The sequence below is a fragment of the Rhizobium sp. BK602 genome, from assembly GCF_014195095.1.
GTDB lineage: Bacteria > Pseudomonadota > Alphaproteobacteria > Rhizobiales > Rhizobiaceae > Rhizobium.
In genome coordinates, this window is sequence record NZ_JACIBC010000001.1 from 876,567 (window position 1) to 901,063 (window position 24,497).

23 protein-coding genes and 1 tRNA gene are annotated in these 24,497 nt (G+C 61.1%); 6 read left to right on the forward strand and 18 right to left on the reverse strand.

What is annotated here, in order from left to right; genetic code table 11:
* Nucleotides 1-19: 19 nt before the first annotated feature.
* The 4 genes from FHX11_RS04240 to FHX11_RS04255 form a co-directional block, all read right to left on the reverse strand.
* Nucleotides 20-1,051 carry a DNA polymerase III subunit delta' gene (locus FHX11_RS04240; RefSeq protein WP_184355360.1) on the reverse strand — a complete coding sequence of 344 codons (1,032 nt, stop codon included), beginning with the start codon at nt 1,049-1,051 and terminating at the stop codon, nt 20-22.
* Nucleotides 1,048-1,731 (reverse strand): dTMP kinase, encoded by a 684-nt coding sequence (gene tmk / locus FHX11_RS04245; protein ID WP_184355362.1) that lies wholly within the window; start codon nt 1,729-1,731, stop codon nt 1,048-1,050. The genes FHX11_RS04240 and tmk overlap by 4 nt, the downstream gene beginning before the upstream one ends.
* A gap of 153 nt (nt 1,732-1,884) precedes the next feature.
* Nucleotides 1,885-3,096, reverse strand: a complete 1,212-nt coding sequence (locus FHX11_RS04250; protein WP_184355364.1) for a D-alanyl-D-alanine carboxypeptidase family protein — start codon at nt 3,094-3,096, stop codon at nt 1,885-1,887.
* A gap of 67 nt (nt 3,097-3,163) precedes the next feature.
* Nucleotides 3,164-4,333: a septal ring lytic transglycosylase RlpA family protein gene (locus FHX11_RS04255; RefSeq protein ID WP_184355366.1), complete on the reverse strand. Its 1,170-nt coding sequence runs from the start codon at nt 4,331-4,333 to the stop codon at nt 3,164-3,166.
* A gap of 431 nt (nt 4,334-4,764) precedes the next feature.
* Between FHX11_RS04255 and FHX11_RS04260 the strand changes: the two genes are divergently transcribed.
* Nucleotides 4,765-5,058, forward strand: coding sequence for a PsiF family protein (locus FHX11_RS04260; RefSeq protein WP_184355368.1), 294 nt, complete (start codon nt 4,765-4,767; stop codon nt 5,056-5,058).
* Nucleotides 5,059-5,342: 284 nt separating this feature from the next.
* Here the strand turns inward: FHX11_RS04260 and FHX11_RS04265 are convergent.
* Nucleotides 5,343-5,418: transfer RNA gene (locus FHX11_RS04265), tRNA-Lys, on the reverse strand.
* A gap of 363 nt (nt 5,419-5,781) precedes the next feature.
* Between FHX11_RS04265 and FHX11_RS04270 the strand changes: the two genes are divergently transcribed.
* The 3 genes from FHX11_RS04270 (at nt 5,782) to FHX11_RS04280 (ending at nt 7,177) form a co-directional block, all read left to right on the forward strand.
* Nucleotides 5,782-6,030 carry a GlsB/YeaQ/YmgE family stress response membrane protein gene (locus FHX11_RS04270; protein WP_184355370.1) on the forward strand — a complete coding sequence of 83 codons (249 nt, stop codon included), beginning with the start codon at nt 5,782-5,784 and terminating at the stop codon, nt 6,028-6,030.
* A 161-nt stretch (nt 6,031-6,191) separates the two neighbouring features.
* Nucleotides 6,192-6,398 (forward strand): hypothetical protein, encoded by a 207-nt coding sequence (locus FHX11_RS04275; protein ID WP_184355372.1) that lies wholly within the window; start codon nt 6,192-6,194, stop codon nt 6,396-6,398.
* A gap of 164 nt (nt 6,399-6,562) precedes the next feature.
* Entirely contained in the window at nt 6,563-7,177 is a 615-nt protein-coding gene (locus FHX11_RS04280; RefSeq protein ID WP_184355374.1) for a GntR family transcriptional regulator, read from the forward strand.
* Between the two features lie 83 nt (nt 7,178-7,260).
* On the opposite strand, the gene FHX11_RS04285 is transcribed toward FHX11_RS04280, so the two are convergent.
* The 5 genes from FHX11_RS04285 to cysG form a co-directional block, all read right to left on the reverse strand.
* A complete protein-coding gene (locus FHX11_RS04285) occupies nt 7,261-8,073 on the reverse strand; it encodes a ferredoxin--NADP reductase (protein WP_184355375.1) in 813 nt (270 codons plus the stop codon).
* A gap of 226 nt (nt 8,074-8,299) precedes the next feature.
* On the reverse strand, nt 8,300-8,812 hold the full coding sequence (locus tag FHX11_RS04290) for a DUF934 domain-containing protein (protein ID WP_184355377.1): 513 nt from the start codon (nt 8,810-8,812) through the stop codon (nt 8,300-8,302).
* A gap of 10 nt (nt 8,813-8,822) precedes the next feature.
* Nucleotides 8,823-10,496, reverse strand: coding sequence for a nitrite/sulfite reductase (locus FHX11_RS04295; RefSeq protein WP_184355379.1), 1,674 nt, complete (start codon nt 10,494-10,496; stop codon nt 8,823-8,825).
* A 19-nt stretch (nt 10,497-10,515) separates the two neighbouring features.
* Complete coding sequence (locus FHX11_RS04300) at nt 10,516-10,830, reverse strand: DUF2849 domain-containing protein (RefSeq protein WP_184355381.1); 315 nt, start codon at nt 10,828-10,830, stop codon at nt 10,516-10,518.
* Nucleotides 10,831-10,833: 3 nt separating this feature from the next.
* The gene (cysG, locus tag FHX11_RS04305; protein WP_184355383.1) at nt 10,834-12,270 is read right to left on the reverse strand and encodes a siroheme synthase CysG; all 1,437 of its coding nucleotides are present in this window, start codon (nt 12,268-12,270) and stop codon (nt 10,834-10,836) included.
* Nucleotides 12,271-12,564: 294 nt separating this feature from the next.
* Between cysG and FHX11_RS04310 the strand changes: the two genes are divergently transcribed.
* On the forward strand, nt 12,565-13,152 hold the full coding sequence (locus tag FHX11_RS04310; protein WP_184355386.1) for a nucleoside deaminase: 588 nt from the start codon (nt 12,565-12,567) through the stop codon (nt 13,150-13,152).
* Nucleotides 13,153-13,190: 38 nt separating this feature from the next.
* Nucleotides 13,191-14,027, forward strand: coding sequence for a nucleoside triphosphate pyrophosphohydrolase (gene mazG, locus FHX11_RS04315; protein WP_184355388.1), 837 nt, complete (start codon nt 13,191-13,193; stop codon nt 14,025-14,027).
* Between the two features lie 118 nt (nt 14,028-14,145).
* On the opposite strand, the gene hflX is transcribed toward mazG, so the two are convergent.
* From hflX to dusB, 8 genes are all read right to left on the reverse strand, one after another.
* Complete coding sequence (gene hflX / locus FHX11_RS04320) at nt 14,146-15,480, reverse strand: GTPase HflX (protein WP_184355391.1); 1,335 nt, start codon at nt 15,478-15,480, stop codon at nt 14,146-14,148.
* Nucleotides 15,481-15,559: 79 nt separating this feature from the next.
* Nucleotides 15,560-15,802 carry an RNA chaperone Hfq gene (hfq, locus tag FHX11_RS04325; RefSeq protein WP_003539403.1) on the reverse strand — a complete coding sequence of 81 codons (243 nt, stop codon included), beginning with the start codon at nt 15,800-15,802 and terminating at the stop codon, nt 15,560-15,562.
* Nucleotides 15,803-15,910: 108 nt separating this feature from the next.
* Entirely contained in the window at nt 15,911-16,774 is an 864-nt protein-coding gene (locus FHX11_RS04330; protein ID WP_184355393.1) for a D-amino-acid transaminase, read from the reverse strand.
* 71 nt (nt 16,775-16,845) lie between these two features.
* Nucleotides 16,846-18,210 (reverse strand): sigma-54 dependent transcriptional regulator, encoded by a 1,365-nt coding sequence (locus tag FHX11_RS04335; RefSeq protein WP_184355395.1) that lies wholly within the window; start codon nt 18,208-18,210, stop codon nt 16,846-16,848.
* Complete coding sequence (locus FHX11_RS04340; protein WP_184355822.1) at nt 18,200-20,473, reverse strand: PAS domain-containing sensor histidine kinase; 2,274 nt, start codon at nt 20,471-20,473, stop codon at nt 18,200-18,202. Before FHX11_RS04340 ends, FHX11_RS04335 begins: the two co-directional genes overlap by 11 nt.
* Nucleotides 20,474-20,747: 274 nt before the next feature.
* The gene (ntrC, locus tag FHX11_RS04345; protein ID WP_184355397.1) at nt 20,748-22,199 is read right to left on the reverse strand and encodes a nitrogen regulation protein NR(I); all 1,452 of its coding nucleotides are present in this window, start codon (nt 22,197-22,199) and stop codon (nt 20,748-20,750) included.
* Nucleotides 22,196-23,353 (reverse strand): nitrogen regulation protein NR(II), encoded by a 1,158-nt coding sequence (locus FHX11_RS04350; RefSeq protein WP_184355399.1) that lies wholly within the window; start codon nt 23,351-23,353, stop codon nt 22,196-22,198. Before FHX11_RS04350 ends, ntrC begins: the two co-directional genes overlap by 4 nt.
* Nucleotides 23,350-24,378, reverse strand: coding sequence for a tRNA dihydrouridine synthase DusB (dusB, locus tag FHX11_RS04355; protein ID WP_184355401.1), 1,029 nt, complete (start codon nt 24,376-24,378; stop codon nt 23,350-23,352). The genes FHX11_RS04350 and dusB overlap by 4 nt, the downstream gene beginning before the upstream one ends.
* Between the last annotated feature and the right edge of the window lie 119 nt (nt 24,379-24,497).

Below are 24,497 nucleotides of genomic sequence, written 5' to 3' on the forward strand. Positions count from 1 at the left end.
CACTTTTCCTGAAGCTGCTCTAAAGCGAAAGCTGCTGTTTCAGATCGCCAAGCACGGTGATGATCGTCTGCTTGCGATCGAGATTGTAGGCTTGCGATATGTTGAGCCGCTCCGTGACATCGGAATAGAGCCGGGAGAGCTTCTCCGCCACCACGAGACGCCCGTCCAGCGCGGCCGCCCTCGCCCGGGCCATGATGTCGTCGCCGATATGGGACACGAAGAAGCCGAAGATCGTATCGCTCTCCTTGGCCGACAGGGCATCGGCAAGCCGGTGCATCGCCCGACGTGCCGCTGGACCTTCCGCCGAAATCACCTGCTCATAGGCCGCAACGATCTCGCCCCCGCCGTAATTCAGGAGTTTCAACGCCTCGCTGACGCTGCCCTTGGCCGATGCGAACAGCTCGCTGCCCTGCCCTGCCGACAGTCCGAGATTGGCCAGTGCCTTGCCCAAGGCGTCGTCGCCGAGCGGCGCCAGCTTCAGCGGCAGGCAGCGCGAGCGGATGGTCGGCAGCAGCTTGCCCGGCGCATGCGACAGCACGAGGAACAATGCGCGCTTCGGCGGCTCCTCAAGTATCTTCAATATGGCGTTGGCGGCATTGCGGTTGAGATCGTCGGCCGGATCGATGATGACGACGCGCCAGTTGCCAGTGCCGGAGGTCTGCGAGAAGAATTTGCCGGCGCGGCGCACCTCATCGACGGTGATCGCCGATTTCACCTTGCCGGTCTTGTCGTCGACGGGACGGGCGAGATGCAGCAGATTGTGCGAGGCGCCGCCGGAAATCTGGCGGCTGATGGCCGAGGCCGGATCGGGATCGGCGATCACCTCCGGCGCTGTCGCCGGATCGGGATGAGAGAGCACATGGTTGGCGAAGCGGAAGGCGAGCGTCGCCTTGCCGATACCCTCCGGCCCTTCGATCAGCACGGCGTGGTGGCCCTTGCCGGAGCGATAGGACTGCGCCAGAAACGCCTCGGCCTCTTCGTGACCGAAAAGACGGGTATTGTCCTGCGGCGGGATCGCGCCGTCGAGAATGCCGGGCCGGTCTTCGCTCATTGCGCCACTTCCGGTCTGACGGCAGCCATATGGTCCGCCGCTTCCAATCGCCTCTCGACGATCGACGCTATCTCATCGGCGATGGCATCCTCCTTACGCTGCGCATCGATGACATGGCAACGATCGGGGTCACGGGCAGCGATATCGAGAAAGGCCTCGCGGCGCTTCTCGTGGGTCTGCAATTCCTCTTTCTCGAAGCGATCCGGCGCGGCATCGGCCGAGGCGCGCTTGCGTGCACGCTCCAGGCCCTTTTCGGCGGGAATATCGAGGATCAGCGTGCAGTCGGGCACGACGCCATTGACGGCCACCCGTTGCAGGGCCTCGATGAAATCAGGCTCGAGATTGCCCGTGACGCCCTGATAGACGCGCGAAGAATCCATGAAGCGGTCGCAGAGCACGATAGTGCCGCGCGCCAATGCCGGGCGAATGACCTCTTCGACGTGATCGTTGCGCGCCGCGGCGAACAGAATGGCTTCCATGCGCGTGCCGAACATCTCGGCGGCGCCCGACAGCAGCACATGCCGCACCGCTTCCGCCCCCGGAGAGCCGCCTGGCTCGCGCGTGACCAGAACCTCGTGACCGAGCCCGCGCAACCGTTCGGCCAACCGGCGAATCTGGGTCGATTTGCCGGCCCCTTCCCCGCCCTCGAAGCTCACGAACAGTCCGTTTGCATCAGCCAATGATCATGTCCTGCACTTGTGTAACGCCCCAGCGATGCGCAGCGTGGCGTGTGCCCTGTTTAACCCAAGACGTACGTGGACGAAACCACGTAAACATCGAGGCCGGACATTCTATATAGGCTGTGAACAAGGATTTCGCGAGGTGGCAGGCGCTCAACCCGGCGTCGGCGCGTCCCAGAGCCAGGAGAACAGCAGCGTTTCCGTCAGCTCCTTCAAGGCATCGAAAGCACGCCGGCCGAGCGTTCCCTGTGCGACCGGCTCCTTGGTGTAAAGCGGCAGTTCGCGCAGCAGCCGGGGGCCGGCGAAGACACGGAGCGTTCCCGCTTCGTAGCCGGCTTCCACCGGCGCCACCAGCGGCCAGCGATAAACGATGCGGGCTGAGAGGCGATCGGGATTGTCGGCGGGAATGTAGACATCGACCGGCACCTTGGCCAAAAGCCCGACAGTCGATTGCGCGCCGCCATAGACGCTGGCATTGCCGATCACTTCCCCATCGGCGAAGATACGCTGGCTCTTGAAATTGCCGAGACCCCATTCCAGCACGCGGCGGGTTTCCTCCGTGCGTTCCTTGTCGGTTTTCAGGCCGCCCAGCGCCAGGAAAAGCCGCTTGCCGTCGCGCTGGATGGAGGTGACGATCGAATAGCCCTCGCCCTCCGCAAAACCAATGCCAAGCCCATCGACACCGATGTTCAGCGGCAGCAGCGGATTGCGATTGCGCTGGAAGATCTTGTTCCAGGTGAAATCCGCCTGGGCGAAATAGGGATAGAAATCCGTGTGATTCTGCTGCAGATCCTGCGCCAGTGTCACCAGTTCCCGCGCGGAGACCTTGCTGCCGCCGGTCGGATCGTCCGGTTCCGGCAGGCCGGTGGAGTTGGTGAAGACCGCTCGCCGCATGCCGATCTCACGCGCACGCGCCGTCATGCGCCTTGCGAACTCCTTTTCATTGATCGACATCCCCTCGGCAATGACGATGCAGGCGTCGTTGGCCTGCTGTACCGCTATCCCCTGCACCAGATCACCGACGCGCACGCGCGATTTAAGCGCCGCGAACATGGTCGAGGCGCGTGACGGCGCCCCGCCCGTTCGCCAGGCATATTCGGAGACGGGATAGTCGGTGTCGGGGGAAATCTCTCCCCGCTTGAGCGCATCGAAGACGACGTCCAGCGTCATCAGCTTGGCGAGCGACGCCGGAGACATCGGCTGATCGGCATTCTTGGCAAGCAGAATCGTGCCGGTGGACGCTTCCACCATGAAAGCCTGCGTGGCCTTGGTATCGAAGGCGGGCGATTGTGCCTGTTGCGCGGATGCGGTCGAAGCCTCTGCCCCGACAAGGAGGAAAAACGCGAAAAAAAAGCGCCCTAGCATGCCGGCTCCCCAATACGACCGACCCCGATCTCATCCGCCGGGGTGAAGTTTCAGGCTATCGCGCCGATCAATCGACTTGCGTCCGGTCCTGATGCTGGCGACGATATGCGGAGAGGATCGACTCTTGCGTCAACCCGTCATTGCGGACCATGACCGCATCGAAAGCGAGATTGACATAGACGGTCTTGACTGGAGCATCCTGATAGGCCGCGACCGTGGAAGCCAGCGACGGCGTGGCAAGGCTTGCCATGCCCGGCGCGAAATCGGGGCGCTCGTATGGAACCGGCCCGATCAACGGCAGAACGACGAGCGTCGGCTCGACGGGATCGGCTGATGGCATGGCGCCACCGTTCCACGTCATCGGCGGCGGATTGTTGCGCTTGGCGCCGCCGGGAGCCGTCGGTGTGGAGCCGGCAAAGGCGGTGGCCGAGTAAGGCGACGGCTTCGGCGTCGGCGCGAGTGCCGGTGTAGCCTCGAAGCTGCTGCGTTGCGGACGGTTCCTGCGGGCATAGCTGTCCGAGTCAGGCAATTGATCGGCGGTCATTCCGCCATTCGAGGCAACCATCACACCCGTCGCGATCTGGCCGCCGGGATTGATGCTCGGCAGGCGCGACCCCTTGGGGACGTAGGATGCCATCAGATAGGGCTCGTCATGACCGTCCATGCGGGCACGACCGACATATTGCACGCGCACGTCGCCGGTGCCGCTGTGCTGCAGGTCGAGCATCTGCGCCGTCTTGTTGGAAAGGTCGATGATGCGGCCCGGATGATACGGTCCGCGATCGTTGACGCGCACGATGATGGAAGAGCCGGTTTCAACATTGGTGACGCGCGCATAGCTCGGCAGCGGGAAGGTCGGATGCGCGGCGGTGAGCGCCTGCTGGTCATAGACCTCGCCATTGGCCGTTAGCCGGCCATGGAAGGCCGAACCGTACCAGGAGGCGATACCGATTTTGTTATAGGCGTAGTCTTCCTTGGGATAATACCACTTGCCCTTGACCTGATAGGGATTGCCGACCAGGAAACGCCCGCCGCCCTTGGGAACAGGCCCATTGGCGACCACGCGCGGGCTGGCCTTCACGCCATATTCTTTTTCGGAAAAATATTCCTTGCCGTGCTGACGTTTCGTCGCAACCTTCTGCGTTGTCCCGCAGGCCGTAACGGTGGCGCACATCACAGAGAGAGCAACCCAACGCATAGCCGTTGCGTATGTCACCGCACGATTATCGAACTTCATCTGTCCCACGCCACTCAACTATTTACCAAGGCCGAGGCATGCAACGGCATATCCCCATACCGTCTACCTGCTACGCCTCAATCACCTAACGGTACTTTAATCATGATTGCATGTTGTCGAATTTGCGTTCGGATTTGACCGGATACGGATATTTCCGAAGATTATGGTTAATGCATAGTTAAATTAAAAATGCCGTCAAGGCGGGCGGATTCGAGCAATCGCTCCATAACGAGGCCCGCATGGCGCGTTTTTCCCATTTCGTATCAGGACGGAATCGGCCTTGCCATCGATGCTCCGGCCGTGACGTTGCCCTGGCTGATGACATAAAAAGCCGAGATGGATGTGCCTTGCTTTTGCCTGGGTGATGCTCCAAGTTCCGCTTTGCCGGGGGGCCATGCATTTTTCCAGATGCATCAACGGAGGAAATGACCATGCGATTTGTCAGAACGTTCACCGCCGCGGCGATCGTCGCTCTCATCGGCACCGGCGCAATGGCGCAGACGGCCACTACGCCGTCAACAACCACGACCACGCCATCCGCGACGACCACGGCGCCGGCAACCACAACCAATTCAGCGGGAACGACGACCAAGCAAAAGGCGATGAAGCCGGTGCAATCGGAAGTTTCCAAGGCCTGTTCCGCGCAGGCCGATGCCAAGGGTCTGCATGGTAAGGAACGCTCCAAGTTCAGAAGCCAGTGCAAGAAGAATGGCGGCAAGGTCTAAATAGACCACGGCGAGGCTACGGCCATTTCCAATCGCCCTGCCCATCGCGAATGAACCATTCGCAAACAGCTTCCGGCGGATCGCAAGATCCGCCGGTTTTCGCTTTGGCAAGATTTTCGAGCGTTTGCGGCCTGCCGATCACCCGAACAATCGGCCTCAAAGGAAGATGGCAAGCGCCCTAGAGGACACGACCAATATCCAATTACCGAATTATACGGATATCCGTGCTGCGCGCTGGACCCAGGCAGATCAACGACATGACGGGCCATTTCTATCAGAGTTTTTGGTGAGAGCGATGGGGCTCGAACCCATGACCTACTGATTAAAAGTCAGTTGCTCTACCAGCTGAGCTACGCTCTCCCTCTCCGCGGGCGATTGGCGCCCCGGCTGGAAGTGCGCGGAACATATGCAGACGCCCTATTGTGGTCAACCCATAAAATCGCCGTTGCCACGGCGCAGAATGTTTTTCCGCCGGTTCGAGCGGTCGAATCCGGCGAATGAGCCGGAAAACCAGGGCATTCGGCCTGAAAGGAGAACTTTGGATATCTCCGAATTGGCTTGCCGACTTCGATCCGAGAAAGCTCGGCCAGCCAGGTGGTGTCCATCGATCATCAAGGTAGCGGGAATCGCGCTCGCCACCCCAAGCGCAATTGTTTGCGGCTCGAATCGCTTTTGGTGTATATCAGCACTTGTGAACAACCCACCGAGTCTCAGGAGGACCTTATGGAAGTCGGTTGGATTGCAGCAATTATCATCGGTGGCCTTGCCGGCTGGTTCGCTGAAATGATCATGAAAAGCGATACCGGCATACTCATGAACATCATCCTCGGCATTGTGGGCGCGATCGTCGCCAGTTGGCTGTTCGGGCTCGTGGGCCTTGCGCTGCCGTTCAATGCCTTGGTCAACTATCTGATCACCGGCTTTATTGGCGCCTGCATCCTGATTTTCGTCGGCAGACTGATCAGGCGATAGATATGCCCCGGGCGAAGGCCCATCTGAATGAAAACGAAAGGGAAGACGGGAAATCGTCTTCCCTTTTTGCTGCTCCGACGACACCCCTTGCCGCTCGAACCCTTTCCAATCGCGCCCCGAGCGCTAGATACCGAAAGGGAATCAAAGAGGAGGTCGGAAGCATGACGCAAAGCGCCAATCGGACGCCGAGTCGCAAAGTGGTGCGCGGTCGCCCCTACAGCATCGCCGAATTCGCGCGTAAATATCGCCTCGACGACCAAGAGGCCAAGCGCCTGTTCGAGAAGTTCGGCCCGTCATCGACGGAACTCGATTTGCTGATGGAAGCCAAACGCAGACCGCCGAGCTTCGCCTCCGCCATCGGCCATTGAGGCAACCCAAAAGCAGGAGCGGCACTGAGCCGCCCCTGCATTAGCGGAACCAAGGCGAAGGCGCCGATACCGTTCTTTCCCTGATACGATCAGCATGGCTTGTCACCTCCCATGGGGCATGCCAAGATTTGATATATCAGCATGGACATCGGGTTCGGCCAGGGATGCAAAATTCACAAAGCCACCTCGCCTATCTCGCCTTGGAATATCGGATCGTCACGCTGGCGCTGAAACCCGGTGCGCTGGTGACGGAAAAGCAGCTTATCGAGCTGTCCGGCCATGGCCGCACGCCGGTGCGCGAGGCGATCCAGAAACTGGCATGGCAAGGACTGATCCATGTACGCCCCCGCGTGGGGCTTCAGATTGCCGACATCCGGCCGGAGGACCTTCGGCACGTCATGGAGGTCCGGCGCGAACTCGAGCCGATCGCGGCGGCACTGGTTGCGACGCACGCCGACCAGGAACAGCGGAACCAATTGCTCGAATGCGCGCGCCTGATGACCGACTGCGCCGCGACGGGCGATCTGCCGGGTTTCTTTGCAGCCGACAAGGCTTTCGATGAAATCCTCGAAGCCGCCTGTCCGAACGGCTTCATCATGGCGGCTCTTGGTCCGGTGCAAACCCATTCCCGCCGGCTGTGGTATTCCAGCGCGACGCCCGAGGGTATGGACCGCTCGATCACACTACATGTCCGCGTCATTCGGGCCATTCATCAGGGCAATGCCGAAGATGCCCGCCAGGCAATGGCGACGCTGATCGACGATCTCAGCGGTAAATGAAAAAGGCGGCCTCGCTGCCGAGGCCACCTTCGCTATTTCACCGTTCGACGGAAAACCGCTGCGCGCTTTTCCGGGTATTGCTCTTAGCCGACGAAGGCGCGTTCGATGACGAACTCGGCCGGCTTGCTGTTGGCACCTTCATTCAGGCCCGCCTTTTCCAAGAGGTCCTTGGTGTCCTTCAGCATCGCCGAGGAGCCGCAGATCATGCCGCGATCGATGGCCGGATCAAGGGCGGGAACGCCGAGATCGGCGAAGAACTTGCCGTTTTCGATGAGATCGGTGATGCGGCCCTTGAACGGGAATTCCTCGCGGGTGACGGTCGCATAGTGGCGCAGCTTGTCGCCGACGACTTCGCTCAGGATTTCGTCGTTGCGGATTTCCTCGACGAGATCGAAGCCATATTTCAGCTCCGCGACGTCGCGGGTCGTATGCGTGAGGATCACTTCCTCGAACTTCTCATAGGTCTCGGGATCGCGGATCAGGCTGGCGAAGGGCGCTATGCCAGTACCGGTCGAGAACATATAGAGCCGCTTGCCCGGCGTCAGGGCATCCAGCACCAGCGTGCCCGTCGGCTTCTTGCGCATCAGCACTTCGTCGCCCGGCTTGATGTTCTGCAGATGCGAAGTCAGCGGACCGTCCGGCACCTTGATCGAGAAGAATTCGAGTTCGTCGGCCCAGGCGGGGCTTGCGATCGAATAGGCGCGATAGAGCGGCTTGCCCTCGACCATCAGGCCGATCATGGCAAATTCGCCCGAACGGAAACGGAAACCCTGCGGCCGCGTCATCGTGAAACGAAAGAGCCGGTCGGTATAATGCGTCACACTCAGCACCTTCTCGGCGAAAACGCCTGCTGGTACTGCGGAAACAAATTCATCGGTCTTGGCGGGGGCGTTCATTCAGTATCGGGTCCCGTATTCGTCGTAAGGCGTCGTGCTTGTCTGTCTGCTTTTGGCGAGGCTCATATTATACTACAGCCTGGATTTAAAGGTATTCCATTCCATCCCGCGAAGCGGAGCTGAAATATGTATATTCCAGTCAAGATTTAATCGAGCCTGGAATAATATGATCGACAGTCCAGCCGCGGCAATCCGACATGTCAAATAGCCGCAGCCTCCAGCATGATCAGGCCGACTTGGCCGCCAACCGCCGCCAGCTGTAGGTCTGACCGCCTTCCGCTTTTCGGGCGGTCGGCTGATAGTAGTGCGGAATGCCCGGCAGGCGGTTTTCGGAAAGCCGCTTCAGGGCAGTTTCGTTGGTGACCGCGAAACTATCGATGCCGACACGCAGCATCAGCGGAATCTGGTCGATCAGCACATCGCCGACGGCACGCAGTTCGCTGGCATAGCCGAGACGCTCGCGCAACAGCGAGGCATGGCTGAAGGCGCGGCCGTCGTTGAAGGCCGGAAAGGCGACGGCAACGATGTCGAGGCGATCGAGATAGGGAGCAAGCCTGGTCACATCGTCGGCCGGTTTGATCACCACGCCCAGGCCGGCTTCATTGCTCTCCTCGGCCTTCGCGATCAACGCATCGAGGCCGAGCAGCGGCTTCTGGCTTTCGGTCGCCTTGACCTCCTCGGTCTCGATGATCCAGGGATCGTTTTCGACAAAACCGGTTTCCCGCCAAATCTTCGTCATCACCATCTCCTTACGCCGCTTCTGCCGAGGCCGAACCGTAGAGCGCGTCCTTGAACGGCTGCGGTCCGACGCGACGATAGGCATCGAGGAAAATTTCAGAGGGATCGAGGCGCAGGCCGAGATAGGTGTCGACGATCGTCTCGATCGCGTCCGTCACCTTCTCCGGCTCAAAACCACGGCCGATGATCTCGCCGATCGACGTATGCTCGTCGCCGGAGCCGCCGAGCGTGATCTGATAGAGTTCAGCGCCCTTCTTCTCGACGCCGAGCAGGCCGATATGGCCGACATGGTGATGGCCGCAGGCGTTGATGCAGCCGGAAATCTTGATCTTCAGCTCACCGATCTCCGCCTGGCGCTCGGCCGAACCGAAGCGCTTGGAAATCTCTTGCGCGACCGGGATCGAGCGGGCATTGGCGAGCGCGCAATAATCGAGGCCGGGACAGGCAATGATGTCGGTGATCAAGCCGGCATTGGCGGTTTCGAGACCGGCAGCGACCAGCCCGCGATAGACGGCTTCGAGATCGGCCAGCGCCACATGCGGCAGGATCAGGTTCTGCTCGTGGCTGACGCGGATTTCGTCGAAGGCATATTCCTCGGCGATATCGGCGACCACATCCATCTGCGCGTCCGAAGCATCGCCCGGAATGCCACCGATCGGCTTCAGCGAGATCGTCACCATGCCGTAATCGGGGTTCTTGTGTGGCTGCACGTTCTGCTGCACCCAGCGGGCGAAGTCCGGATCGGCCTTCTTCCAGCGGGCCAGGTTTTCCCAGCCTTCGGCGCGCTCCGGAAGAGCCGGCGGTGCGAAATAGGTCGAAATCGCCTGAACGTCGGCCTCGGGGAGCTTCAGCTCCGTATCCTTCAGCTTGACGAATTCGGCCTCGACCTGCCGGGCCAATTCCTCGGCACCGGTTTCATGCACGAGGATCTTGATGCGCGCCTTGTACTTGTTGTCGCGGCGGCCATGAAGATTGTACACGCGCATGATCGCCGTCGTGTAGGACAGCAGGTCTTCTTCCGGCAGGAAGTCGCGGATCAGCTTGGCGACCATGGGCGTACGGCCCTGCCCGCCGCCGACATAAACGGCAAAACCAATCTCGCCCTTGTCGTTCTTCTTCAGGTGCAGGCCGACGTCGTGCACCTGGATCGCGGCGCGGTCGCGCTCGGCGCCGGTGACGGCGATCTTGAACTTGCGCGGCAGGAAGGAGAATTCCGGGTGAACGGAAGACCACTGCCGCAGGATTTCGGCATAGGGGCGCGGGTCGGCGACTTCATCGGCGGCGGCACCGGCAAAATGGTCGGCCGTGACGTTGCGAATGCAGTTGCCCGAGGTCTGGATGGCATGCATCTCGACCGAGGCGAGCTCTGCCAGCACATCCGGCATGTCAGACAGTTTCGGCCAGTTGAACTGCAGGTTCTGGCGCGTGGTGAAATGGCCATAGCCGCGGTCATAGGTGCGGGCGACATGCGCGAGCATGCGCATCTGGCGCGAGCTTAGTGTGCCATAGGGAATGGCGATGCGCAGCATGTAGGCATGAAGCTGCAGATAGACGCCATTCATCAAACGCAGCGGCTTGAACGCATCCTCCGAGAGCTCTCCCGAAAGGCGCCGCTGCACCTGATCGCGGAACTGGGCAACACGTTCCGCAACAAAGGCGTGGTCAAATTCGTCGTAGCGATACATAAATTTCCTCGGGCCTTTTTCAGACTGCAATGAATTCCGGATCGGCCGCGGCATAGCCCGGCGCGTATTCCATCGTGGGACCTTCGGCACGGATGCGCTCACGCAGGCGCAGCGGCCAAAGCTTGCCACCGGTTTCCTGAACGTCGATCAGATTGACGTCAACGACCTTGTTGTCGGCGTAAGCCTGCTTGCCGATCGCTTCGAGCGCGGCTTCCGCTTCCGCATGCCGGGCGACGAGCGCTTCCTGCAGGGACGTCGACCACTCGCCATTGGCATTCAGCCAGACGGCGATACCGTCCGTCAGCCGGTTTGCGGTCAAAACCTTGTCGACCATGGATCAGCTCCTTGCAAATTCTTGAGCGGCGGTCACCTGTCGGACCAGCGGCTCGGACTGTTCGAAATTGGCGCCGGCGACGGCATCGCCGATGATGACCATGACCGGGCCGCTCAACTCGTCGCGGTGTTCCAGATCGGGCAGGTCCTTTAGGGTACCATGCATCAGGCGTCGATCACGACGGCTGGCATTCTCGATGACGGCGACGGTGGTCTCGGCTGGAAGACCGGCCTCCATCAGACGGCCGGCAACGGAGGCGGCGACCGTGCGTCCCATATAGACAGCGATGGTCGCGCCGGAAACGGCAAGGCTCGCCCAATCCGGCAGGACATTGCCGGTCAGGTCGTGGCCGGTGGTGAAGACCAGCGAGGATGCGACGCCGCGCAGCGTCAACGGCAGTTCGAAATCGGCGGCGGCGGCAAAGGCGGAAGTAATGCCCGGAACGATCTCATAGGTGATGCCGGCTGCACGCAAGGCGGCCATCTCCTCAGCCGCCCGGCCATAGACCAGCGGATCGCCGGACTTCAGCCGCACGACGCGCTTGCCGTCTTGGCCGAGCTGCACCAAGAGGTCGTTGATCTCTTCCTGGGACTTGCTGTGGCACCCCTTGCGCTTGCCGACGGAAAGGCGCTCTGCATCGCGGCGCCCCATGTCGACGATCGCCTGCGGCACGAGCGCGTCGTAAACGATGACGTCGGCTTCCATCATCACACGCTGGGCCCGCAGCGTCAGCAGGTCTTCCGCGCCGGGACCGGCCCCGACCAGCCAGACATGACCATCGACCTTGCGCGCCGACTGCAAGAGACTATCGGCGGCGCGTTGGGCCTGGGAAAAATGGCCGGCACCGACGGCATCGGCAACCGGACCGGAAAAGAAACGGCGCCAGAAGATGCGGCGGGCGACACCACGCGGTACGAGCCGGTCGACCGGCTTGCGATAGCGTGTCGCAAGCTCGGCGAGCTTGCCCAGCGACGGCGACAGCATCTGGTCGATCTGGGCGCGGATCATCTGCGCCAGTACGGGGCCTGCCCCTTCCGTACCGATCGCGACGGCAACGGGGGCTCGATTGACGAGCGCCGGCGTATAGAAATCGCAATAATCAGGCTGGTCGACGGCGTTCGCCGGAATTTTCTCGGCACGCGCGGCATCGACGATCGCTCGATCGGCCTCGGCATCGCCGGTTGCGGCGAAAACCAGGACAGCGCCCCTCACCTGCTCCGAAGAGAAAGCGGCGCGCACGGTCTCAATGCGGTTGGCGATCAGGAAGGAATGATAGTCAGCTTCCGGTGCCGAGGCATAGGCGACGATTTTTGCCTGCGTGTTCAACAGCAGCCGCACCTTGGCGAATGCCTCGTCGCCATTGCCGAAGACAGCCGTCACCCTTCCTTCCACGCGAAAGAAGGCGGGAAACGCCGAGAGCTGTTCAGTCTTGGGAAGCATTATCATTCCACTTCGAGGTTTCCCGAATATCGCCTTTGCTGCCACCAGATTGAAGAAACAGAAATTCTAATGCCCCGGCAAGTCCGTATTCTTTTGCTCGACATCTCCACGATTTGAGCAAAACTCACCAGAACCGCCGACACGAGATAAATATATGAAATCTATAGACTATTATGATTTACTCCCCTCAGTGACTGGTCTATTGCCTGTGGCAAACGCTGTCTATACGTCATTTGCGCATTCCGCCGTCCTGGCAATGCCGCTAAGCTTAAAGAAACATTCGGAGTAGGACGCTTGACCGCAAACACCATCGCCGCCCGCCTTCTAGACATCATGGAACGCGATATCCTGCCCCTGACGCAAAGAGGCGTCGCCGCCGGAAACAAGGTATTCGGCGCGGCGATCCTGCGCAAATCCGACCTGTCGCTGGTCCTTGCCGAAACCAACAACGAGCTGGAAAATCCGCTCTGGCATGGCGAAGTGCATGCGTTGAAACGCTTCTACGAGCTCGGAGAGAAGCCGGCCACCAAGGACCTGATCTTCCTCTCCACCCATGAGCCCTGCACCATGTGCATGTCGGCGATCACCTGGGCCGGCTTCGACAATTTCTATTATTTCTTCAGCCATGAGGATTCCCGCGACGCCTTCGCGATCCCGCATGACCTGAAGATCCTGAAGGAAGTTTTTGGACTGGAGCCGGGCGGCTACCGCCGGCAGAATGCCTTCTGGAACAGCTTCGCCGTCGCCGATCTGGTCGAAACCGAGGCTGACCCGCTGAAAACCAGCCTCAAGGAACAGACCGCGCGCATCAAGGCCGCTTACGCCGCGCTCTCCGAGAGCTATCAGGCATCCAAGGGCGATAACGACATTCCGTTGAACTGATGATTGAACCGGCAAGGCCGAACGATAGAGAATTCCCAATGGAAGCATCGCGAGACATATCCCGCCTGATCGAGATCATGGCGGCGCTACGCAATCCTCAGACCGGCTGTCCCTGGGACATCGTCCAGACCTTCGAGACGATCAAGCCCTATACGATCGAGGAAGCCTACGAGGTTTCCGACGCCATCGAGCGCAAGGACATGGACGATCTGTGCGAGGAGCTCGGCGACCTGCTGCTGCAGGTGGTGTTCCATGCGCGGATGGCCGAGGAGGCCGGTGAGTTCTCCTTCGGCGACGTGGTGGAAGCCATCACCCGCAAGATGATCCGCCGCCACCCGCATGTCTTCGCCGTTTCCGGCGCCGATACGCCCGAGGCGGTCAAACTGCAATGGGACGAGATCAAGGCCGAGGAAAAGCGAGAGCGCGCAGAACGACGGGCACGTCGCGGCATTTCGGAAGATTTCAAGTCGGGCTTCCTGGGCTCCGTGCAGCGCAGCTTTCCCGCCCTGACGGAAGCGCTGAAATTGCAGGAGCGCGCGGCGAAAGTTGGCTTCGATTGGTCGGCGCCGGAGCCGATCCTCGACAAGATCGAGGAGGAGATCGGCGAGCTGCGCGTCGCTCTTGCCAGCGGCGAGAGGACCAAGGTCAGCGACGAACTCGGCGACCTGATCTTTGCCGTCGTCAATATCGGCCGGCATGTGAAGGCCGATCCGGAGCAGGCGCTACGGGGAACGAATACGAAATTCCGCCGTCGATTCAATCATATCGAAACGGTCCTTGAAGCGGAAGGCGAGACCCTCGAACAAGCCTCGCTGGAGCGGATGGAAGACATATGGCAGGCAGCGAAGGCCATTGAGAGACAGCTCGCCGAATAGAGCAATTCCAGGAAAAGTGTGCAGCGGTTTTCCGTCCGGAATTGCGCAAAACCACGACCTAGATCGGTTCAGCGATTCCGTGAAACGCTGAACCGATCTAGGTGCGACCACGCCCTGCCTATTCCCAATCCTCGCGCTGCGGCTTCGGGCCGCGACCCAGGCGCCGTTCCAGCTCCGCAGCTTCCGTCTCGGTAAGACGCACATCGAGCGTCACCGTGCCGTCCTCATTGTCTTCGCGCCTGTCGACAACGGCGTGATTATAGAGCCAGGGCAGCAATGCAAGCTTGTCCACCGGCAGCGTGATCGTGGTTTCGGTCAAGACGCCGGAAAGCCGGCGGCTGATCTCATCCATCAGAAGGTCGACGCCCTCGCCGTCCCGCGCCGATACCGCGACGACATTCTCCATCGTGGACGCCTTCTGGACGATGGCGTCATGTGCCTCGGGCTCAAGCCGATCGATCTTGTTCCAGACTTCGAGGATGCGTTCAGCACCTTCCGCCTCGCCTATGCCGAGATCGCCGAGAATGCGCAGGACGTCGGCGCTCTGCGCCTGATTGTCCTCATCCGACAAGTCGCGCACATGCAGGATCAGGTCGGCTTCCAGCACTTCTTCGAGCGTGGCACGGAAGGCCGCAACCAGATGGGTCGGCAGATCGGAGATGAAACCGACGGTGTCGGAGAGAATAACGGTGCGGCCATGCGGCAGCTTCATGCGCCGGAGTGTCGGATCGAGCGTCGCAAACAGCATGTCCTCGGCCAGCACGCCCGCGCCGGTGATCCGGTTGAACAGCGTCGACTTGCCGGCGTTGGTATAGCCCACCAGCGCCACGATCGGATGCGGCACCTTCTTGCGCTTGGCGCGATGAAGCTGGCGGGTACGCACCACCTGCTCCAGCTCGCGCTCGAGCCGGAGAATGCGCTCCTGCAGCATGCGCCGATCAGCTTCGATCTGGGTTTCGCCGGGACCGCCCATGAAGCCCGCGCCGCCGCGCTGACGTTCAAGGTGGGTCCAGCTTCGGACCAGCCGGCCCTTCTGATAGTTGAGATGCGCAAGCTCGACCTGCAGCGTGCCTTCCTTGGTGGAGGCGCGGCGGCCGAAGATTTCCAGAATGAGGCCGGTACGGTCGATGACCTTGGCGTTCCATGCCTTTTCGAGATTGCGCTGCTGCACCGGCGTCAGCGGATGATCGACGATCACCAGACCCGCATTGAATTCATCGAGCAGCGCGAGGATCTCTTCGATCTTGCCCGTCCCGAGCAAGGTGGCGGGCCGCGGATCGTTGATCGCAACGATGGAGCCGTTGACGACGTCGAGGTCGATCGCCTGCGCCAGTCCCTTGGCCTCCTCGAGCCGGCTCTCCGGCGGTCGTGAGGTCGTGATCGCGCCATCGGCCTGCGCCGACCGCGATGCGCGCGCCTGCTTCAAAACAGGCACGACGACGACGGCACGCATGTCATCCCGATGCTTTGCTGCTTCCGGGATGATGGAGTCGTTTTTCGTATCGCGTGTCGTGATGACGGCTAATCCTAGGTTAGGATGCGGCTTCTTCGCTCTCGAACATCTGCATGGGCTGACCCGGCATGATGGTCGAGATCGCATGCTTGTAGACGAGCTGCGAATGACCGTCGCGGCGCAGCAGGACGCAGAAATTGTCGAAGGAAGTGACAACGCCTGTGAGCTTGACGCCATTAATCAAGAAGATCGTGAGTGAAATTTTTTGCTTGCGAACAGTATTGAGAAACAAGTCCTGCAAGTTCTGAGAACGTTCCGCCATCGCGCCGCTTCTTTCTTTTTTGCCGACCTAAGTCGGTGAAATATCAGGATATACTGAGAGCCCGGACGGGAGATACCCTCACACTCTCCCCTCCACCGATTGTTGGTATCAAATCGCAGTCTTTTCCGCAACGTCGAAAAAGGCCTCGCGAATTTTCTCGGAAACGTTACCGGGATGACCGTTGGCAATCGCCTCTCCATCGATCGCAACGATGGGAAAACAGATGCTTGTGGCGGCCGTAATGAACACTTCGCGCGCCGCCATCATCTCCTCGACGGAGAAATAACGCTCGACAATCGTCAGCCCGAGCATGGCCGCGACATCCATCAGCGTCGTGCGCGTAATGCCGCGCAAAATGCCATGCTCGGCCGGCCGGGTAACCAGGTTGCCGTCGGCATCGACGATCCAGACGTTGGTCGCAGCGCCCTCCTTCACCATGCCGTTGTGATCGATATAGATCGCCTCCTGCGCGCCGGCCTCCTTGGCCTGCTGGCGCGCCAGCGCGTTCGGCAGAAGCCCGACGGACTTGATATCCACCCGGTCCCAGCGATTGTCGCGCAGTGTGATCGCCCTGATGCCGTTGGCATTCTTCCTGGCGATGATGGACGGATCGGTGCTCTTGGCGGTGACGACGATCGAGGATGGCGTGCCTTCCGCCGGGAAGACGTGATCGCGCCGGGCGACGCCGCGCGTCACCTGCAGATAGAACAGGCCGTTGCGGACATGATTGCGGCGGAGCGTCTCACGAATCACATGGACCAGCGCCGCACGGCCCATCGGCCAGGCAATGCGCAGCTCGCCGAGCGAACGGTTGAGCCGGTCGAGATGCCGCGTCAGGTCGACGATCAATCCGTGGCGAACCTCGCAGACCTCATAGACGCCATCGGCAAACTGATAACCGCGATCCTCCACATGAACCATGGCGTCGCCATGCTTGACGTAACGACCATTGACATAAGCTATTCTCGGCATGTCGGACCTTGATCAGAACTTCACGAAACATAGGGGCTCGCGCGGCGATTTGCTCAGCCACGCGGCCGATGTCAGACCCCGAGCGACTTCAGCTTGCGATGCAGCGCCGAGCGCTCCATGCCGACAAATTCCGCCGTACGCGAGATATTGCCGCCGAAGCGATTGATCTGCGCGATCAGATAATCGCGCTCGAACATCTCTCGCGCCTCGCGCAGCGGCAAGGTCATGATGTGATAGTCGTTCTTGGCGGATACTTTTGGCAGCATATCGCCGAGATCGGTCGGCAGCATCTCCGCCGTGATCGGTGTCTCAGGGCCGTCGGTGCGCGCCAGGATCATCAGACGCTCGATGTTGTTGCGCAGCTGGCGGATATTGCCCGGCCAATCATGCGCCTGCAGAACCGCCATGGCGTCGTCGCCGATCCGGCGGGAGCGAATGCCCGCCTGCTCGGAAATCTGCCGCATCAGCTGATCGACGAGGAATGGAATATCCTCGCGCCGCTCGGCAAGCGCCGGCACCCGCACGGGCACGACGGCGAGACGGTGATAGAGATCCTCGCGGAACAGGCCTTCGGCAATCCGGCTTTCCAGATTGTAGGCCGTGGACGAGATGATGCGGACATCGACCTTCACGCGCTTGGAACCGCCGACGCGCTCGAACTGCTGATCCACGAGCACACGCAGGATCTTGTTCTGCGTCTCGCGCGGCATTTCACCCACTTCGTCGAGATAGAGGATGCCGCGATGCGCTTCTTCCAGAGCGCCGATCTTGCGCGGCTGGCCGGGCGAGCCCTCGGTGCCGAACAGGGCGATTTCCATCCGTTCCGGCGTGATGGTCGCGGCATTCAGCGCGACGAAGGGACCATTGGCCCGCGTCGACTTCTTGTGGATCATGCGCGCCACCAGTTCCTTGCCGGAGCCGGAAGGGCCGAAGATCATCACGCGGCTGTTGGTGGGAGACACCTTGTCGATGGTCTGGCGAAGCTGGGAAACCGCGACGGAGGTACCGATCAGCTCGACGGCATCGCCGGTGCGGCGCTTCAGTTCGGACACCTCGCGCTTCAGCTTGGAATTTTCCAGGGCACGCTCGGCGATCAGGATCAACCGATCGGCCTTGAACGGCTTCTCGATGAAATCGAAGGCGCCGCGCTTGATGGCGGAAACGGCAGTCTCGATATTGCCGTGACCGGAGATCATGACGATCGGCAGATCCGGATGTCGTGCCTTGATCTCATCCAACAAGGCAAGCCCGTCGAGCTTGCTGCCCTGCATCCAGATATCGAGGAAGATCAACCGTGGTGCCCGGTCCGAGATCGCGGCAAGCGCACTGTCGCTGTCATGGGCCGTGCGGGTTTCGTGCCCCTCGTCGGAAAGAATTCCCGAAACGATTTCGCGAATATCTTCCTCGTCATCCACCACGAGAATGTCAGATGCCATAAACGCTTTCCTTGTCACTTGCTGTCGGGGCGACGGCGGCTTGCTCACGGCGCGGCAGATGCACGCGGATCATGGCCCCCCTGCCCTGGTCGAAATCGGCGGGAGCGTCGTGCAGTTCGAGCTGACCGCCATGGTCCTCAATGATCTTCTTGACGATCGCCAATCCGAGGCCGGTGCCCTTTTCGCGCATCGTCATATAGGGTTCGAGAATGCTGTGCCGGTTCTCGACCGGCAGACCGCGGCCATTGTCGATGATATCGACGGTAAAGCGGTCGCGTTCGGCATCGAGCGACGCGCGAACGAGGATTTTCGGCTCCTCGCGGGCCTCGCCACTCGGCACGCCTTCGATCGCCTCGACGGCATTCTTGATGAGATTGCCGAAAGCCTGGCCGAGCATGCGCGCGTCGAACATGCCCTCCAGCCGCTCGTCGCCAAGTTCGCGTTCGAACTTGACATGGTTGTTGCCCATTTCGCGCAGGAACACGGCGTCGCGCAGGATATCGCGCAGATCGCTCGGTTCCATCGTCGGTTTCGGCATGCGGGCGAAGGACGAGAATTCATCGACCATGCGGCCGATATCGCCGACCTGGCGGATGATGGTGTCGGTACACTGGTCGAAGACGGGACGGTCGGCCTCGGCGATATTCTTGCCGAAGCGGCGACGGATGCGTTCGGCCGAAAGCTGGATCGGCGTCAGCGGGTTCTTGATCTCATGGGCGATGCGGCGCGCGACGTCAGCCCAGGCTGTAGAGCGCTGGGCGATGACCAGATCGGTGATGTCGTCGAGCGTGATGACGTAGGATTCGTTGGCATCACGCGTTTCCTCCCGCGTCACCTGCACGCTGAGCGTACGCACAGTGCCGCCGCGCACGAGGCTGATCTGCTTACGGAAATCGTTGCGATGCCGTGTCGTGGCCTCGGTGACGACCTGCTCGACCTCGGGGGCGATCTCGGCCAGGTTCTTGCCAACCAGCTCATCGCTCTTCAAGCTCAGCAATTCCTCAGCCGAGGTATTGGCGATGGTGATGCGCCGATCATGCTCGATGCCGATCACTGCCGCCGTCACGCCGGACAGCACCGCTTCGATGAAGCGGCGGCGGTCATCCACCTCGTCCTTGGCTTCGAGAATCTCATCGCGCTGGGTGCGGATCTCGGAAATCATCTTGTTGAAGGTGCGCGACAGGCTGCCGACGTCGCCATCGGCGGCGCGGACCGGCACCAGCACGTTCATGTTGCCGGAGGCGACATTGTCGGCGGCGCTGATCAGAAGGCGGATCGGCCGGACGATCCGGTCGGCGACCGCGATCGCCGTCCAGATCGCCGCCAGAAGCACGATCAGGGCAAAGCCGATGTAGAGGATCGCAAAAGCGATCTGCAGCGACATGCGCCCCTCTTCCATCGCCTTGTATTCGGCCGTGTTGTCCTCGACCATGCGCATGGCGTTCATGACGCGCGGATCGACGGCACGGACGGTGTAAAGAAATGCGCCGGGAAGCTCGTCCAGCTTGATGACCGCGCCGACCAGATTGGTGACGCCGGGCGGGATCAGCGTCGGCTGACCATCGGCCGAGGCCTCGAGCGCATCCTTCGGGATTGCCGGCAGCGGACGTTCGGTCTTGATGTCAGCCTGAACAATGGCCGTGCCGTCGCGGCGCACCAGGAAAGCGCCGAGCAAACCGCGGCCCTTGGCCTGCCGCGTCATCAGATCGGCAAAACCCGTGCGGTCGAGATTGTAGAGCGAACGGTTGCGTTCGAGGTCGTTGGCCATGGAGACAGTCTGACCCTGAAGGTAGCTGGCATTCTCCATCAGATAGGCCTGCGCGACATTCTGCGAGGAGCTGATGATCTGCTGTGTCCGCAGCGCAAACCAGCGATCGAGGCCGACATTCAGCGTCAGGCTGGCGACGATGGCCACCAGAATCGCCGGCGTAATCGCGACGATGGAAAAGAGCACGACGATACGGATATGCAGGCGCGCCGCGGCGCGGCCACGGCTGCGCGCCTTGACGAGACGCGCCACTTCACGCGCGATCAACGCGATCAGGCCCAGAACGAACAGACCATTGATCACGACCGAGGTGAAGACGACCGAGGAGGTGGGAGCGATCGGCGTCAAACCGAGAAGCACCAGAAGCGTGGCGATCGCGCACAGCAACGCCCCGCCGGCCAAGATCAGGCCGGGAAGCGCGAAGGACGCACGCCGGTCCGTCACCTTGACAACCGCCTCGTCGCTCGCCGCCGACGACACCGCGTCCTGCTTCATTCCCATCATCTCCAGGCGCAGGCGACGGTCGGCGCCTTGGCCAAATTGCATCAGCACGGTTCAGCGCAGCGCGAAGCAACAAACAAAATGCCGCCGCCTCGCATCGAAGCGAAATTCACGCTTCAATTCACTCAATCAACACGCTGAAATGTCTGGACAAACTTTCTTTGTGCAGGTCTCAGCCCGATGAATCGCTATCGCAAAAACCGTGAACCAGCTGCGTGACCTTTAAGCAACGCATTGTGGCGAAAATGCAACGCATCCGATCACATTGTCAAGCCGTACGCGAGCTCCGATAGACGGAAACTCCCAGTTCTCTGATCTTTTTGCGCAACGTATTGCGGTTAAGACCGAGAAGATCGGCGGCTTTGATCTGATTGCCGCGCGTGGCGGTGAGCGCCGCGAGAATCAGCGGATACTCCATTTCGGTGAGAACGCGATCATAGAGGCCGGGCGGCGGCAGGTTTTCGCCGAAGCTGGCGAAATAACTGCGCATATTCTCCTCGACCGCCTGCGCGATGGTCATGGTGCCGGTGCGCACCGGGCCCTTTTCGATCGGGCTGTCGGGCACATCGGCGCGCAGTTCCGAATCGATGATCTCGCGAGTGATGACATCCTGCGGATAGAGCGCCATCAGCCGGCGGATGAGGTTTTCCAACTCGCGCACGTTGCCGGGCCAGGGATAGGCCTTCATCAGTTCCAGCGCTTCCTGATCGAACCGCTTGGAGCCGAGCCCTTCCTTTTCCGCCTGCTGGACGAAATGACGAACGAGATCGGGAATATCCTCGGCGCGGTCGCGCAGCGGTGGCAGACGCAGCGGCACGACGTTGAGGCGGTAATATAGATCCTCGCGGAACAGGCCCTGATTGATCGCCTGCTTCAGATCCTTGTTGGTGGCGGCGACAATGCGGACGTCGGTGCGGATCGGCGTACGGCCGCCGACGGTCGTATATTCACCCTGCTGCAGGACGCGTAGAAGACGCGTCTGGGCGTCCATCGGCATGTCGCCGATTTCGTCGAGAAACAGCGTGCCGCCCTCGGCCTGCTCGAAGCGGCCGGTGGAGCGCGTCTGTGCACCGGTGAAGGCACCCTTCTCGTGGCCGAACAGTTCGGATTCGATCAGGTCACGCGGAATGGCAGCCATGTTGATGGCGACGAAGGGGCCATTGCGGCGCTTGCCGTAATCGTGCAGCGCGCGGGCGACGAGTTCCTTGCCAGTGCCGGACTCGCCGGTGATCATCAGCGTCAGGTCGGTCTGCATCAGACGCGCCAGCACGCGGTAGATTTCCTGCATGGCGGCGGAACGCCCGACCAGCGGCATGCCGTCCTGCATGTCGTCGTCGAGCTTGGCCGGTTTGCGCTTCGGCTCCGACAGGGCGCGGCCGATGATAGCGATCAGTTCCGTCAGATCGAAAGGCTTCGGCAGATAGTCGTAGGCGCCCTTCTCCGATGCCTTGATCGCCGTCATGAAGGTGTTCTGCGCGCTCATGACCAGAACCGGCAGTTCCGGCCTCGCCTTCTTGATGCGCGGCAAGAGATCGAAAGCGTTTTCATCCGGCATGACGACGTCGGTTACAACGAGGTCGCCTTCGCCGGCGGAAACCCAACGCCAGAGCGTGGCGGCATTGGATGTGATGCGCACATCGTAGCCCGCGCGGCTCAAAGCCTGGTTGAGCACGGTGCGGATTGCCGCATCGTCATCGGCGACAAGGATCGTAGCTGTCATCGAGTAGTCCCTGTAGAGTTCGGAAGGGGGGCATCTTCAAGCGTAATGCCCTTGGAGGCGGGCATCAGAACGCGGAATGTGGTGCGATGATTCTGGCTATCGCATTCGACGATGCCGCCATGGTCACCGATGATCTTGGCCACAAGCGCCAGGCCAAGACCGGTTCCGTTCGTCTTCGTGGTGATGAACGGGTCGAAAAGGTGCGGCACGAGATCGGACGGCACGCCGGGACCGTTGTCGATCACGCAGAACTCCAGCGGAAGCGAGATCTTCTCGCGCGTGCCGGCGACGGAAAGGCGGATGCCGGGGCGATAGGCCGTCGTCAGCAGGATCTCGCCGTCAGGCCGGTCGCCGATCGCCTCGGCGGCGTTCTTCACCAGGTTGAGGAAGACCTGCACGAGCTGATCGCGGTTGGCATAGACGGCCGGCAGCGACGGGTCGTAATTCTCGCTGAGTTTGATGTTGCGCGCAAAGCCGGCCTTGGCGACCGCCTTCACATGATCGAGCACGGAATGGATATTCACCGGCACGCGATCGACCGGGCGCTCGTCGGAAAACACCTCCATGCGGTCGACCAGCGAAACGATGCGGTCGGTCTCGTCGCAGATCAGACGCGTCAGCGCGCGGTCATCGTCTTCCACCGACTGTTCCAGCAATTGGGCAGCGCCACGAATGCCGGAGAGCGGGTTCTTGATCTCATGCGCCAGCATCGAGGCAAGACCGGTCACCGAGCGGGCGGCGGCGCGATGCGTCAGCTGCCGGTCGATCTTGTCGGCCATGGAGCGTTCCTGGAAAACCACCACCACGGAGCCGGGTTCGCTGGACACGGGCGCGACGTAGATATCCACCAGCTTGTCCTGCCCGAGGCGCGGCGAGCTCAAGTCGACGCGATATTCGTTGACCGGCGCGCGGCGTTCGCGCACCTGGTCAATCAGCGCCAGCAAGGGGCTGCCGAAGGGGATGAAGGCAGAAATTTCGTAGCGCGCCAAATGCGAGGCGCTGGCGCCGAAAAAGGATTCGGCCTCCCAATTGGCGAAAGCGATCAGACCGGCCTCGTTGACCATGACGACCGGATTCTGGATGGCGTTGAGAACGGCCATGGCCATGGCATTGCCGGTATGGTCCGTGGACCCGGATGTGGATTTCGAACTCATGCGGCCTCCTGCACGGACTGGGCGGGAATGGACCCTGCCTGCAGCGCCGCATGCAAGAGCCTTGCCACCTCACGGCAGTCCTTCGACGTCATAATGCTTGCCTTTTCAGCGCCATTGATGGTGGAAGCGTAGCGGTCCAGATACCAGCCGAGGTGCTTGCGCGCATGGCGAATGCCGACAGCTTCGCCATAGAAGCCCAGCATCATCTCGTAATGTTCCAGCGCGATATCGGCGATCTCGTCGAGGCCGGGTTGGCGATGGCCGGCCAACATGCCCGCATGCCACGGGCGCCCCTGGCATCCACGTCCCACCATAACCGCGTCCGCACCGGAGCGACGAAGGATTTCCTGCGCATCTTCGGGCGTATCGACATCGCCATTGGCGACCAACGGAACGGAGATGACGTCGCGCACGGCGCGGATCGCATCCCAATCCGCCCTGCCCTCGTAGAATTGCATGCGAGTGCGACCATGGATCGTCACGAGCTGCACGCCAGCCTCTTGCGCCCGGCGGGCGATATGCGGCGCATTGATGGAATTTTCGTCCCAGCCGAGCCGCATCTTCAGCGTCACCGGAATATCGACGGCCTTGACGGTTGCCTCGATCAGGCCGAGCGCATGATCGGGATCGCGCATCAGCGCCGAGCCGGAATAACCGCCGATCACCTTCTTGGCCGGGCACCCCATGTTGATATCGATGATATCGGCGCCATTGCCGGCGGCGATCTTCGCCGCCTCCGCCATCCAATGCGCCTCGCGGCCGGCAAGCTGCACCATGTGCGGCTTCAGGCCGGCGCTCTTCAACCGCGCCCAGGATTCGGCCGTGTCCTGCACCAGCTCGCGGCTCGCCACCATTTCGGTGACGACGAGGCCGGCCCCATGCCGCAAGGCCAGTTGCCGGAACGGCAGATCGGTGACACCGGACATCGGTGCGAGAATCACGCGATTGCGGATCGGGACGGAGCCGATTGAAAATGGGGTTGCAAGCTCGAATGGAAGCAAATGATTATCTTTCAGGCACACCATGCATCTGCACTATTTTTAGACAGTCTTGTGAGGCTTGCCAAGAGGTTTCGGAGAATGCCGATATTTTTTGGGCAAATGCTGGAAAATACCCATTCGAGACGCTAGACCCTGCTGTGCAA